13 protein-coding genes are annotated in these 13,738 nt (G+C 62.0%); 2 read left to right on the forward strand and 11 right to left on the reverse strand.

The annotated features are described in order from the left end of the window. Positions 1-449: 449 nt before the first annotated feature. Genes DU490_RS11020 through zwf form a run of 3 tightly spaced genes read right to left on the reverse strand, consistent with a single transcriptional unit; the run spans position 450 to position 3,334 of the window. Complete coding sequence (locus DU490_RS11020) at positions 450-1,112, reverse strand: bifunctional 4-hydroxy-2-oxoglutarate aldolase/2-dehydro-3-deoxy-phosphogluconate aldolase (protein ID WP_114574341.1); 663 nt, start codon at positions 1,110-1,112, stop codon at positions 450-452. Between the two features lie 34 nt (positions 1,113-1,146). Beyond that, positions 1,147-1,824 carry a 6-phosphogluconolactonase gene (gene pgl / locus DU490_RS11025; protein ID WP_114574342.1) on the reverse strand — a complete coding sequence of 226 codons (678 nt, stop codon included), beginning with the start codon at positions 1,822-1,824 and terminating at the stop codon, positions 1,147-1,149. Position 1,825: 1 nt separating this feature from the next. Continuing rightward, a complete protein-coding gene (gene zwf, locus DU490_RS11030) occupies positions 1,826-3,334 on the reverse strand; it encodes a glucose-6-phosphate dehydrogenase (RefSeq protein ID WP_114574343.1) in 1,509 nt (502 codons plus the stop codon). Between the two features lie 218 nt (positions 3,335-3,552). Here zwf and DU490_RS11035 point away from each other — a divergent pair, with 218 nt between their 5' ends. Then, positions 3,553-4,407: a MurR/RpiR family transcriptional regulator gene (locus tag DU490_RS11035; RefSeq protein WP_114574344.1), complete on the forward strand. Its 855-nt coding sequence runs from the start codon at positions 3,553-3,555 to the stop codon at positions 4,405-4,407. Positions 4,408-4,560: 153 nt separating this feature from the next. Here DU490_RS11035 and DU490_RS11040 read toward each other — a convergent pair whose 3' ends face one another. Further along, the gene (locus tag DU490_RS11040; protein ID WP_114574345.1) at positions 4,561-4,929 is read right to left on the reverse strand and encodes a RidA family protein; all 369 of its coding nucleotides are present in this window, start codon (positions 4,927-4,929) and stop codon (positions 4,561-4,563) included. Positions 4,930-4,998: 69 nt separating this feature from the next. Continuing rightward, positions 4,999-5,340: a TraR/DksA C4-type zinc finger protein gene (locus DU490_RS11045; RefSeq protein WP_114574346.1), complete on the reverse strand. Its 342-nt coding sequence runs from the start codon at positions 5,338-5,340 to the stop codon at positions 4,999-5,001. Between the two features lie 113 nt (positions 5,341-5,453). Here DU490_RS11045 and DU490_RS11050 point away from each other — a divergent pair, with 113 nt between their 5' ends. Beyond that, entirely contained in the window at positions 5,454-6,671 is a 1,218-nt protein-coding gene (locus DU490_RS11050) for an MFS transporter (protein WP_258801631.1), read from the forward strand. Between the two features lie 66 nt (positions 6,672-6,737). Here the strand turns inward: DU490_RS11050 and DU490_RS11055 are convergent, their stop codons facing one another. The 6 genes from DU490_RS11055 to DU490_RS11085 all read right to left on the reverse strand — a co-directional run bounded on the left by DU490_RS11055 (position 6,738) and on the right by DU490_RS11085 (position 13,693). Beyond that, the gene (locus DU490_RS11055) at positions 6,738-7,592 is read right to left on the reverse strand and encodes a universal stress protein (RefSeq protein ID WP_114574348.1); all 855 of its coding nucleotides are present in this window, start codon (positions 7,590-7,592) and stop codon (positions 6,738-6,740) included. A 1,000-nt stretch (positions 7,593-8,592) separates the two neighbouring features. Next, positions 8,593-9,609 (reverse strand): isocitrate dehydrogenase, encoded by a 1,017-nt coding sequence (locus tag DU490_RS11070; RefSeq protein ID WP_114574350.1) that lies wholly within the window; start codon positions 9,607-9,609, stop codon positions 8,593-8,595. A 92-nt stretch (positions 9,610-9,701) separates the two neighbouring features. Beyond that, a complete protein-coding gene (locus DU490_RS11075) occupies positions 9,702-10,556 on the reverse strand; it encodes a universal stress protein (protein WP_114574351.1) in 855 nt (284 codons plus the stop codon). 66 nt (positions 10,557-10,622) lie between these two features. Continuing rightward, the gene (locus DU490_RS17005; RefSeq protein ID WP_147270458.1) at positions 10,623-10,853 is read right to left on the reverse strand and encodes a hypothetical protein; all 231 of its coding nucleotides are present in this window, start codon (positions 10,851-10,853) and stop codon (positions 10,623-10,625) included. 78 nt (positions 10,854-10,931) lie between these two features. Beyond that, positions 10,932-12,422, reverse strand: a complete 1,491-nt coding sequence (locus DU490_RS11080; RefSeq protein WP_114574352.1) for a SulP family inorganic anion transporter — start codon at positions 12,420-12,422, stop codon at positions 10,932-10,934. Between the two features lie 353 nt (positions 12,423-12,775). Continuing rightward, positions 12,776-13,693 (reverse strand): DMT family transporter, encoded by a 918-nt coding sequence (locus DU490_RS11085; protein WP_114574353.1) that lies wholly within the window; start codon positions 13,691-13,693, stop codon positions 12,776-12,778. Positions 13,694-13,738: the final 45 nt, after the last annotated feature.

Here is a 13,738-nt window from a genome sequence, read left to right on the forward strand (position 1 = left end):
CGATGTGAGTGAATGTCCGATGGACGGTACTGTAGAGGCAGTAAGCGTGCCGACATTGGATAAACAAAATAAAAACAGATGGTTGCCATGAATTCGACAATCATACCTAATCAAGATTAGGCAAGATGTTGCCTGAATCGAGCAAGATCTTGCCCAGCGGGCAAGAAGTTGCCTAATTTTTCTTTGCCTTGTGGTAGGCATGCCTAGCAAGGCTAACTCGAAACAGCGGCTACTGGGCATGCTTGCAGGTGAAGCAACGTGCCTCCTGAGGCATGATCCAGCTCTACATGGACGACACCACCTACGAGCGCCACGTCAGCGAGCAGCAGGGCAAGCTGAATGCCTTCTACCCGAGGCTGAGGCGACCATTTAAAGAAAAAAGCCCGGCCGAGAGGCCGGGCATAAAGACAGCAGTTGGCTGCCGAGAGAGCACGGAAAAACAGGATGAATCAGTGGTGGAAGCGCTCGGCGGCTTCGCGGGCCAGAGAACGGATAGCGTCCCAATCCTCGGCTTCGATCAGCGACTTGGGGGTCAGCCAGGAACCGCCTACACACATCACATTCTTCAAGGCCAGGTAATCCTCGGCGTTATTCACGCCGATCCCGCCGGTGGGACAGAAACGCGCTTCGGGAATCGGGCCCGCAAAAGCCTTGAGTGCCTTGACGCCGCCGCTGGCCTCGGCAGGAAAGAACTTGAAGCGCCGGTAGCCGTACTGCCAACCGGTCATCAACTCGGACACGGTGGCAACGCCGGGCAGCATGGGTACCGGGCTGGTCACACCGTAGCGATAGAGCGCCTCGGTGGTCCCCGGAGTCACCACGAAGTCGGCACCGGCCTGCTCGGCCTGTCGGTACTGGGCCGGGGTCAGCACGGTGCCCACCCCGATGCTGGCCTGAGGCAGCGCCTCGCAGAGACGGCGGATCGCCTCCAGGGCACAGTCGGTACGCAGCGTCACTTCCAGCACGGTCAACCCGCCCTCTACCAGGGCACGACCCAGCGGCACGGCATCTTCCAGCCGCTCGATGGCCAGCACCGGGATCACCTCGGCCTTGAGGCAGATGCTGTCGAGCTCGGTGGTCCGGGTGGAGGGAAGCTGTTTATCGATGGTCATGAGCAAGCACTCCAAAAAAGTCGGCCAATAACGATCAGGGTGCCCAGTAGATGGCCAGCGGGCAGGAAAGAAAGGCGCGGATGGGAAGTTCGCGCAAGTCATCACCGTCCAGCGCACGGGCCAGAACGCTGCGCTTGTCGCCACCCGTGATGTGCAATACGTGACGGCGGGCCTGATGAAGCCGGTCTGCGCTGAGGGTAATGCGTGCCTGGGGCTGGCTCGGCGAGCGTACCGCGACGACGGCATCACCGGTGGAGAGCGCCAGCTCCAGCTCCCGGCTGTCGGGAAACAGCGATGCCGTATGGCCGTCGCTGCCCATACCCAGCACCACCAGGCTCGCAGGCCAGCTCAACGCCTCGATGCGTCGGGACACCGCCTCGACGCCCTGCTCGGGCGTCTCGTCGTCGGTGACAAGCGAGATGAAATTGGCCGCCGCTGCAGGCCCCACCAATAGATGCTTCCGGACCAGTCGAGCATTGCTAGCTTCGGCGGATTCGGGAACCCAGCGCTCGTCGGCCAGGGTCACGTCGATCCGCGACCAGGGCAACTGCCGGGAGGCCAGGGCCTGGAAGAAGGGCACTGGTGTCGAGCCACCAGAGAGGATCAGCAGGACACGCTCCTGCCTCGCTAGGTCCTGCTCCAGAGCCTCTGCGACGGCTTCGGCGAGCTGTTCGGCAAGTTGATCCCGGGGCTTGGCATCCAATAGCGACATATCAATAATCCTCGTACCAGCTGCGTCCATCCTGGGTGATCATGGCGATAGAGGCCACAGGCCCCCAGGAACCTGCCGGATAGCGCCGGGGCGGATCGCCCTGGCTCTTCCATGCCGCAATCAGGCTATCGCACCAGTGCCAGGCGTGCTCGACCTCGTCGCGACGCACGAAGAGGTACTGCTGCCCCTTCATCACCTCGAGCAGCAAGCGCTCGTAGGCATCGGGAATTCGAGTCTTGGGGAAGGCGCTGCCGAAGTCCAGGTGCAGTGGCCCCCGACGCAGGCGCATGCCCTTATCCAGGCCGCTGTCCTTGGTCAGCACTTCCAGGGCGATACCCTCGTCGGGTTGCAGACGAATGATCAGCTTGTTGGCGGCCAGGTTGCGCTGGTCGGGGTCGAAGATATAGTGCGGCTGCTGGCGAAAGTGAATGACGATCTGCGACAGCTTCTCGGGCATGCGCTTGCCGGTGCGCAGATAGAAAGGCACCCCGGCCCAGCGCCAATTGGCGACGCCGGTCTTCATTGCCACGAAGGTCTCGGTCTCGCTCTCGCGGTTGGCCCCTTCCTCCTCCAGATAACCGGGTACGCTATGGCCGTCGATGGAGCCCGCGATGTACTGGCCGCGCACCACGTCGCGCCCCAGGGTATTTTCGCTGAAGGGCTCCAGCGCCTTGAGCACCTTGACCTTCTCGTCGCGGATAGCATCGGCGTCCAGATTGGCCGGTGGGTCCATGGCAATCAGACAGACCAGTTGCAGCAGATGGTTCTGGACCATGTCGCGCAGCTGTCCCGCCTTGTCGAAGTAGCCCCAGCGGCCCTCGATACCGACCTGTTCGGCCACGGTGATCTCGACGTGGGAGATATTGTTCTGATTCCACTGGGTGCCGAACAGGGGATTGGCGAAACGCAGGGCGATCAGGTTCTGGACCGTCTCCTTGCCCAGGTAGTGATCGATGCGATAGACGCGGGACTCGGGAAACACCGAGCCGATGGCATCGTTGATTTCGCAGGAGGTCTCGTAGTCGTAGCCAATCGGCTTTTCGACCACGACCCGCGACAGCTCATCCAGGCAGTCACTGCTCTGCAGATGCTGGCAGATTTCGCCATAAAGGCTGGCCGGCACCGCCAGATAGACCACCAAAGGGCAGATCACGGTCTCGTGGCGAACGGCGGAGCGCCATTCGGCGATGGCCTGATAACCTTCGGCGGTACCAAAGTCCAGCTGGAGGTAATCGAGGCGCGCCATGAATCGCTTGAGCACCTCACGATCCAGTTCGCTGCTCTTGACGTAGGTCTGCAGCGCCTCGGTGACACGCTTGCGAAACCCTTCGGCCTTCAGCTCCTGGCGGGCAAGCCCGAGAATACGGGTATCGTCGTGCAGCAGGCCTTCCCGATCCAGATGGTAGAGAGCAGGGTAGAGCTTGCGCAGCGACAGGTCGCCCAAGGCACCGAAGAGTGCCAGGTCGATAACCGCCCGGCTATCGTCTTCCAGCCGCTTGTGTGAATTCATGCACGCCCCCATCTGGTTAACTTACGGAAAAAATACGCCATTGCCACGCCGAACAGCAAGCATATTCTGTAATATTACGGCAAGAAGCCTTTGCCCTCTGCTACCGTTCGCGTCCTAACAAGGGTTCGCGCTAGGATAGTGGTGAAAATGTTGTTAAATCACCACATCACCCAACTGCCGGCGCATCGCGCCAAGCCGTCACGGAGAGCTCGCCCCCCATGGCCAATCACGACCTGCTTCAGCGTATTCGCCAACGCCTCGAAGAGCTGAATCGCTCCGAGCGCAAGGTCGCGGACGTCATCCTCGCCGACCCCTCCCGCGCCACCGGCCTCAGTATCGCCAGCCTTGCCCAGGCGGCCTCCGTCAGCGAACCCACGGTAAACCGTTTCTGCCGCAGCTTCGATGCCAAGGGCTATCCGGACTTCAAGATCAAGCTAGCCCAGAGCCTGGCCGGCGGCACACCCTATGTCAGCCAGGCGGTAGAACCGAGCGACGGCGCCACGGAGTACACACGCAAGATTTTCGGCGCCACCATCGCCGCGCTGGACGAGGCCAGCCGCGAGCTGGATCCGGCACGCATCGAGCGCGTGGTGGACTACCTGATCCAGGCCAAGCAGATTCACTTCTTCGGCCTTGGCGCTTCGGGTGCGGTGGCACAGGATGCCCAGCACAAGTTCTTTCGCTTCAACCTGCCGGTCACGTCCTACGTGGACGTGCTGATGCAGCGGATGGTGGCAGCCGCCTGTCATACCGGTGACGTGGTGGTGGTGATCTCCTGGACCGGCCGTACCCGGGAACTGGTCGACATCGCCCGCCTGGCACGTGAAAGCGGCGCAGTGGTGCTGGGTATCACCGCACCCGCCTCACCGCTGGCCAGGGAGTGCACCGAGACGCTTGAAGTCGCCACTCCTGAGGATACCGACGTCTACATGCCGATGACCTCGCGCATGATCCAGCTCACCCTGATCGACGTGCTGGCCACCGGCGTTACCCTGCGTCGCGGCGAGGACTTCCTGCCGCATCTGAAGAAGATAAAGGACAGCCTGCTGGAGACGCGCTACCCGGTCGGCTAGCCAGGGAAACGTTGCGGTTATCGCCGGGGCGCCTCTCGGCGCCAGTCGCGATGGGAACCAGCGCTCCTACAGCTGTCTTGTCATACCATGGTGGTAACTGCTAGGCGCCTTTCGGCGCGATCGTTCGTCAAGCAGTGCTTCCCAGGACGTTGCTCAAGGACCATCGGTAACGACCAGGGCCGTGACGGCGATCTCCACCTTCAGTTCGTCGGCGGGCATGGGTGCACAGACGCAGGTACGAGCCGGGGCATGGCCGGTGGGCACCCAGGCATCCCACACCGCGTTCATGGCGGCGAAGTCGTGGCCGTCCTTGAGGTAGAGGGTTGCCGTGAGCAGGTTCTCCCGGTCGGAGCCGATCTCGGCGAGCAGCGCATCGACTCGTGCCAGCATGCTCTCGGTCTGCTCGGTGATGCCACCCTGGCGCGCCTCGGGCCCGGCGACCTGGCCGCAGAGATAGGCGATGCCGTTGTGGATCACGGCGCGGCTCATGCGAGCCTTGGTGTCGTGGCGAACGATGGTCATGAGACCTCCAGTGAGCTGAGACAGCGGAAACAACCGCCGTGGAAATGATTGAGCGTAAATCTTACCGCATCACTCGGCACAGTCGATGCATTTCAGAACCAATGGATCCCACTCCAGGCGTTTCTTGCTGATCCATTCCCCACATTCTATGCATTCGCCATACTCACCTTTCTCGATTCGAGCCAATGCCCCGGTTATGCGTCGCAGAGCCAATTGTCGGCGCTCTTCCTCGGCCTTGGCCATGGCCTGGCCTTGCATGGCGTCCATGCGTGACAACCGCCCGACAGCGGTCTGGTCGAGCATTACGGTGTCGCGAGCACCGCTGCTCGACTGGCTCTCCTCGGTCAATTCCACTCGTAATGACTCGAGTCGCTCGACGACAGCCGACATATCGAGTTCAGGATGATTCATGCTTGCCTCCTCCCTGCGCGCCGGACCGCGTTGATAGAAAAAACAGGCCCGGCAAACTGCTATCATACGTCGCCCCGCCAACCACGTGGCAGGCTTGTTCTGCTGACCTCATCATGCCAGCACTAACGGAGAGCGTCATGGGCTACCGGACCCTATTGCGGGATCATCGCGGCCTGCTGGGCATATCGTTCCTGGCGATGTTTACCTCGAGCCTGGGGCAGAGCTTCTTCATCGGCCTGTTCCAGGTACCGATCAGCCAGCAACTGGAGCTTACGGCAGGCCAGTTCGGCACCGCTTATGCCCTGGTGACCCTGGTCGCCGGCTTCGCCATGTTGCGCCTGGGCCCCAGTATCGACTGGGTCTCTCCGCGGCGCTTCGCCGTGATCGTGCTGGCCGCCCTGACAGGCGGCGTATTGCTGCTGACCCTGTCGCCCTGGTGGGTGCTGGGCTTGCTGGGACTCGGCCTGGTCCGCCTGTGCGGCCAGGGTATGATGACGCACCTCGGCAACACCTTGGCCGGGCGAGAGTTCGTGACCATGCGGGGCCGCGCCCTTGGCCTGGCGGGCATGGGAATCATGCTCGGGGAAACCCTGCTGCCCCCGCTGATGGCCGCGCTGCTGGTCTTCCTTGGCTGGCGCGAATTATGGTGGCTCTTCGCGCTGGTGCTGGCCGGGCTCTGGGTACCCCTGCTGCTACGCGCACCCTGGCCAAGGGCACCAGGCCAGCGTCCGGTGGAAGGCCAGCCCCGCCATGGCCCCCGCCCCTTCCGCGACCCTAACTTCTGGAAACTTCTGCCGCTGCTGATGACACTACCGATCACCATGACCGGTCTCTTCATCTATCAGGCGGTCATGACACATGAGCTAGGCAGTAGTCTTGGCGTCTATGCCCTGGCACTTGCAGGCATGGGGCTGGCCAAGCTGCCCGGCGCCCTGCTCGGCGGCCGCTGGGTCGACAGGCTGGGGCCGGTTCGCCTGGCCAGGCTCTACCTGTTGCCCTTCGCCGTGGCGTTGGTCATTGCGATCACATTCGGTGGGCATCTCGGCGTGTGGGCACTGATGGTCGGCGGCGGGCTTGCCATCGGCTCGCAGGAGCCGATCGCCACCAGCCTGCTGGTTCGTATCTGGGGTGCCGAACACCTGGGTACCGTTCGGGCAACCCTGAGTGCCTGTATGGTCTTTGCCACCGGCCTGGCACCCGCAGTACTCGGTTTCGCTCTGGACCTGGGCGCCGGCTTCCCGTCGATACTTGCCGGCATGCTGGCGTTTCTTGTCGGGGGCTGGTGGCTGGCCCAGGGCGTGCTGGCAAGCCAGGCCACACGGGACGCCTGAGTCGGCAACGCCGGCTCGGGGCCGGCGCTGTCGTCAAGATTGCCTGATTGGTTGTCCGTTCAACGTTCAACGTAACAATAGCAGCGGCACGCTGGCCCGCCGCAGCATCGCGGTGGTGGTACTGCCCACCAGCAGATGGCGGATGCGCGAGTGGCCGTAGGCGCCCATCACCAGCAGGTCGATGCCCTTCTCCTCCTTATAGGCCCGCAGGGTCTCCTCCACCTCGCCGGCGCGGATCGCCCCTTCGGCCTCGTGGCCAGCCTCGCGCAGCGCCGTCAGCGCCCATTCGAGCTGCGAGCGGTTGTCGCCGGTCTCGGCGCCGACGATCACCACGTGCACCGGAATGCCGTTGAACAACGGGCTTTTCGCCAGCATCTCGACGCCCTTGCGGGTAGTCTTGCTGCCGTCGAAGGCGAGCATCACCTGCTCGGGGGTCTTGAAGCCGTCCGGTACCATCAGGATGGGGCGATGCAGCGTGCGCACCACCCGCTCCAGATTCGAGCCCAGATGGTCGGCGGCCTGATGTGCGGTTTCGCCGCGCTTGCCGATCACCAACAGGCGGATCTCATCCTGAAGCTCGTCCAGGGTCTCAACCAAGGTGCCGTTACGCTGACGGGTAGCGGGATCACTCACTCCCCCCTCGATGGCCCGCTCCTTGGCCGCCTTGAGCATCAGCCGCCCCTGCTCCTGGGCCACCTTGGCGCGCTGTTCATCGAGTTGGGAGAGCTCCTCGAGCAGATGTTCGCGGGAGCCCAACCCGATGTTGCCCGAAAGGTCCGCCTCGGCAGTCTGTGGGTGGTTGTCCACCACGTGCAGGAAGGTCAGCGGCGCCTCCAGTGCCTGGCTGGCCCAGGCGGCGTAGTCGCACACCCCCTCCGAGAACTGCGAGCCGTCGATGGCGGCCATTACCTGTTCGGTCATCGTGTCGTTTCCTGACTGGCGTATATCGTTATAGGTCCTTCCGTTTCTACCTCATCGGCCAGGGGCTTGACCAGACGCCAGATCAACGCAGGGTGATTTTTCAGGAAGAAACTATTGCAGGAGGGATGAAACTGCTCCCACATGCGTCAACACCAGCCGATGCATGGCCCGCGTGCAGGCTACGTAGAGCAGGTTGCATTCCATGGCGGTGGCATAATTCTGGGGTGTGGGGGTTTTCTTTGGTTCTTCACACTTTGGCGTGAATCTGCTCTGCACAGACTGCATTGTGGAAGGACGCCTTGGTGATAGCGACGCAGGCGCTCCTTGTTGGAGCGCTCGGTTCGGCGCTCCGGCTCCGCATCGCGACTGACGCCGTCAGGCGCCTTGGCGGAGGCCACGGCATTGACGATGGTCGCCGGCACTGGCAACCCCGCCGGGAGGCCTGCGGCCTCCAGTCGTGAGCTGAAGCTACTCCTACAGGGTGGTAGTTATCTGATATGGCAGGAAAAAGTCGCTGTAGCAGCGCTCGGCTCGGCGCCCCGACTCTGCATCGCGACTGACGCCGCCAGGCGCCTTGGCGGAGGCCACAGCGTTGGCGATGGTCGCCGGCACGGGCAACCCCGCCGGGAGGCCTGCGGCCTCTTCACGCCAGTCTGCGTAGTACCTTTTCTTTGACTGCTTTTGGGGCCTTTCCATGCGGCAAAGTCCTGAGGTTCGTCGGTATAGACACAGACGTTGGCATGATGCACGTCACCGTCAGGCGACTCGACATGCGCCGAGAAGAATTCCTTGATCTCGCGACGGCTGCAGTGCGCCTCAAAGGCCTCACGGCAGGTCCATATCTCATGCAAGACGATCGGGTAACTGGCCCCTTTAGCATTCGGGTGGTCGATATGCCGCGTTCGTGAGTATCATGATTTGGCTCCACCAGGCTTCCGTGGGCTTTGCCAGGGAAATAGCCGGCACACGGCGTGCCGACTGGTGTAAAGGCTGCCAAGCATCAATTGCCCTTGATATGTGCAACGAGCGCATCGGCAAAGGTGTCGGTCGTCCCCTTGCCACCGAGGTCCGGGGTCACCTGCTCGGAGCCTGACTCCAGCACACCACGTATGGCGGCGCGCACTCTGCTGGCCTTTTCCTGCATATTCAAGTGATCGAGCATATCGGCGGCAGCCAGCAGCAGCGCACAGGGGTTGGCAACCCCCTGACCGGCAATATCGGGTGCCGAGCCATGCACGGCCTCGAAAATGGCCACGTCCGAACCGATATTGGATCCCGGGGCCAGCCCCAGACCACCGACGAGCCCGGCGCAGAGATCGGACAAGATGTCGCCAAACAGATTGGTCGTCACGATGACGTCGAACCGGTGGGGGTTCATGACCAGCTGCATGCAGGCATTGTCGACGATCATCTCCTCGAATTCGATCGCGGGGTACTCCTTGGCCACTTCACGCGCCACATCGAGGAACAGGCCAGAACTGGTCTTGATGATGTTGGCCTTGTGCACGGCGGTGACCTTCTTGCGACCTCGCTGGCGCGCCAGCTCGAAGGCATAGCGCACGATGCGCTCCGACCCCTGACGCGTCACTCGGATAGAGGACAGCGCCGTCTCGCCATCCTCTGACATGCTCTGCCCGTCGGAGAGATAAGCACCTTCGGTGTTCTCACGTACGGTGATCAGATCGATATCGTTGTAGCGAGAACGGGTACCGGGAAAGCTGATTGCCGGTCTAACATTGGCATAGAGATCAAAGTGGAGACGCAGCTGCACGTTGATCGAGGAGAAACCTTTACCGATGGGTGTCGTGAGCGGTCCTTTCAGGGCGATGCGGTGCTGCTTGATGGCCTCGAGAGTCTCCTTGGGTATCAGCGTGCCATGCTTGTCGAGCGCTTCCAGTCCGGCTTCGAAGAATTCGTAGTGAAAGCCGCAGTCCAGTGCATCCAGAACCCGTAGGGTGGCGTGCATGATTTCGGGGCCGATACCATCCCCTTTCAGGACTGCAATTGTCTGGCTCATCGCGCTCTCCTCCTCGTACATGATGTGGTGGGAACAAGGGAAAATAAAAAAGCCGGCGCACTTCCCGCAGGAAGGGCCGACTGGGGTAAGCGTTACCGCAGCAAAAGAATCGGTATCTGGCTGCCCCGCAGCATGGCGGTGGTGGTACTACCCACCAGCAAGTGACGAATGCGCGAGTGGCCGTAGGCGCCCATCACCAGCAGATCAATGTCACTCTCTTTCTGATAGGCCCGCAGGGTTTCTTCCACTTCGCCGGCGCGAATTGCCCCTTCGGCCTCGTGGCCAGCCTCGCGCAGCGCCGTCAGCGCCCATTCGAGCTGCGAGCGGTTGTCGCCGGTCTCGGCGCCAACGATCACCACGTGCACCGGAATGCCGTTGAACAACGGGCTTTTCGCCAGCATCTCGACGCCCTTGCGGGTAGTCTTGCTGCCGTCGAAGGCGAGCATCACTCGCTGCGGATGCGTAAATGCTTCCGGCACCATCAAGATCGGCCGGTGCAGGGTGCGCACCACCCGCTCCAGATTCGAGCCCAGGTGCTCGCTGGCCTGTTGGTAGGTTTCGCCGCGCTTGCCGATCACCAGCAGGCGGATCTCATCCTGAAGCTCGTCCAGGGTCTCGACCAGGGTGCCATTACGCTGGCGGGTGCCAGGCTCGGCGCCCCCATCCTGGATTGCCCGCTCGCTAGCTGCCTGAAGCATCAGCCGACCCTGTTCCTGGGCAATCTTCGCGCGCTGCTCATCGAGCTGGGAGAGCTCCTCTAGCAGCCGCTCCCGGGAACCCAAACCGATGTTGCCGGAAAGGTCCGCCTCGGCGGTCTGGGGGTGGTTATCTACCACGTGCAGGAAGGTCAACGGCGCCTTCAATGCCTGGCTGGCCCAGGCGGCGGTGTCACACACCCCCGCGGAGAACTGTGAGCCGTCGATGGCGGCCATTACTTGATCTGTCATATCTGTCCTTAAGCGATAGCCTTACCCGCTTGCCTTGACCGCTTGTTTGCCTGTGTCACTGCTTGATCAACGGAAGATGCCGTGACAGGCAGCACGCGCGGTCAGGTCAGCACCAGGCCGCGCCCATGAATATTGGTGCTTACCTGCAAAAGAAGCATCACCGCTGCCTTTGATTGAGCGATTTTCCCAAGGCATGAATGCACGGCAGACATCCTCGAGACGAGAGCTGCGGTAGGTTGGCAGTACAGTAGAAGACATCGGTGAAAAACCCAGAGCCATGAGCTTACGAAAATACATATTCCAATACCTGCTAGTTAGTGAGGAGGAGTGAAGCACGCAACCGTCATTCAAGTCAGGCTGCGTAAACCATGTTGTTCAGTGTCCGCCCATCAGTTTTTCTACGGCGGCAGGGTCGTCATGGACGGCGTAGCGGTCGACGATAGTCGCACTGGCTTCATTCAGGCCAAGCAACTCCACTTCGGTACCTTCACGACGGAACTTGATCACCACACGATCCAACGTCTGCACGGCGGTGATGTCCCAGAAGTGCGCACGTGACAGGTCGATAGTGACCTTCTCCACGGTCTCCTTGAAGTCGAAGGCGTTCCCGAAACGCTCAGAAGAGGCGAAGAAAACCTGGCCCACCACCTTGTAGACCCGGTGGCTACCTTCGTCGGCCTCTTCGGAGCCGATGTAGAGAATGTTGCCGACCTTGTTGGCGAAGTTCATGGCGGCGAGCAGCACACCGACGAAGACGCCAATCGCCAGGTTATGGGTCAGCACCGTGACAACGACGGTGGCCAGCATGACGATGTTGGTGCTCATCGGGTGTTGCTTGAGGTCACGGATCGAGCTCCAGCTGAAGGTACCGATGGAGACCATGATCATTACCGCCACCAGGGCGGCCATGGGAATTTGCGACACCCAGTCGGAGAGGAATACCACCATCATCAGCAGCACCACGCCGGAGATCAGCGAGGAAAGCCGGGTACGGCCGCCGGATTTCACGTTGATCACCGACTGGCCGATCATCGCGCAGCCTGCCATGCCGCCGATCAGGCCGGAGCCGATATTGGCGATGCCCTGGCCCTTGCACTCGCGGTTCTTGTCGCTGGGGGTATCGGTCAGGTCGTCGACGATGGTGGCGGTCATCATCGACTCGAGCAGGCCCACCACGGTCAACATGAGAGCGGTCGGCAGGATGATCATCAGGGTTTCGAAGTTCAGCGGCACGTCGGGCCACAGGAACATCGGCAGGGTATCGGGCAGCTCACCCATGTCGTTCACGCTGCGGATGTCCATGCCGCTGATCATGTAGACAGCGGTGAGTACCACGATGCAGACCAGCGGCGAGGGAATCGACTTGCCGATCTTCGGCACATAGGGAAAGAGATAGATGATGCCGAGCCCGGCCAGGGTCATGACGTAGACGTGCCAGGTGACATTGGTGAGTTCCGGCAGCTGCGCCATGAAGATCAGTATCGCCAGGGCGTTGACGAAGCCCGTGACGACCGAGCGCGACACGAAGCGCATCAGCTCGGCGAGCCTGAGGTAGCCGGCAATGATCTGCAGCACGCCGGTGAGCAGCGTGGCCGCCAGCAGGTATTCGAGGCCGTGCTCGCGCACCAGAAGCACCATCAGCAACGCCATGGCGCCGGTAGCGCCGGATATCATGCCCGGCCGGCCGCCGGTAAAGGCGATGACCACCGCGATACAGAAGGAGGCGTAGAGGCCAACCTTGGGGTCGACACCGGCGATGATCGAGAAGGCGATGGCCTCGGGAATCAACGCCAATGCGACGACGATACCGGCGAGGGTGTCGCCCTTGATATTGGAAAACCAAGTCTGCTTGATGGATTCGAACATGCTATTGCCCAGTCGATGGTTATAGTCGTGCCGTCAGGCGCCAGGGTCTTGTCTCGAACGCCACGCCAAGGCCACACCGGTTCGGTGCAGCTCATCAGGGTCGTCGCGTTTCGGGTCGTGCAGATTGGGCGCGGGGCGCCCACAGCATCGCGTGATGCCAAGCAGTGATGCCAACGAAACGGCCCACCACCGAAAACGGAGGGAAGTGCTTGCGCTAGGGCGGAGTAGCCAGCCCTGTCAGGGGGGTATACACGTTTGGTATCGGTCCTTGCTCTTTTATTGCCGGGCTAAGCATCGACTCTGCCCCTGCTTCGACTTTCGTCTAAGCATTGCCCTGACATGAGCGGCGAAGTCTACCAGAAAAATTGCTGCGCTGCACCCTTGGCACGAAGCCGCCGTTCGAGCTGGCGCTCATACAAGCCTTTGGCCACCAGGGTACCGAGCACCAGGCTCCCGCCGACCAGGGCGACCGGCGCGGGCCGCTCGGCGAGAAGCCACCACACCCACAGCGTACCCACCACCACTTCCAGCAGCATCAGCAGGCCCACTTCGGCGGCAGGCAGGTAGAGCGGCCCGCGCTGGATCAGGGTGAAGCCCAGCGGCAGCAGCACCAGGCAAAGCAGTATCAGCAACAACAGGCTGTCGGCGGGGGGCAACGACAAGCCACCGGTGGCCATGCCGAACAGGCCCGCCACGGCGGCAACGATCAGTCCCGAGAGGGTCAGCATCGGGCTCATGTCGATGCCGGGGCGGGTGCGACACAGGGTAAAGTTGGCTGCCAGTGCCGTAGCGGCCAGTAGCGCGAAACCGTTGCCGATCCACGATCCGGCACCGGCATCGTCGAGCACGATCAGCGAGGTGCCCAGCAGGCAGAGCCAGATCGCCAGCCAGGTCCGCCGTGGGAGATACTCCTTGAGGAAGAGCCGCGACAGCAGCGCCGCGATCAATGGCGCACCGGCCAGGATCATCAATACATTGCCACCCTTGGTGTACTGATTGCCCAGCACGAAGCCGAAGGTGGAGAAGCTGAACAGCACCGCGACGCCGATACCGGTCCAACCGCAGCGCCGATAGGCCTCGACGAAGCCTCGCCCATGGCGAGCGGCGACAATGGCGATGAAGCCCAAGGCAGTCAGCAGGCCGCGCCAGACCAGGATATCGGCGTCCGGCAGGCCAATCAGCTTGAGCAGCAGTGCATCGGGGGAAATGATCAGCGCACCGCCGCCGGTAAGCAACAGCCCCTGCTGGCGGTGCGATAGGGTGTGAATCAAGGCGACCTCGCTGTCGGTGGGTCGCCTAGTATGTTAGGTGTGCCC

Origin of the sequence: Halomonas sp. DQ26W (assembly GCF_003339685.1) — a bacterium.
Taxonomy (GTDB): Bacteria; Pseudomonadota; Gammaproteobacteria; order Pseudomonadales; family Halomonadaceae; genus Halomonas.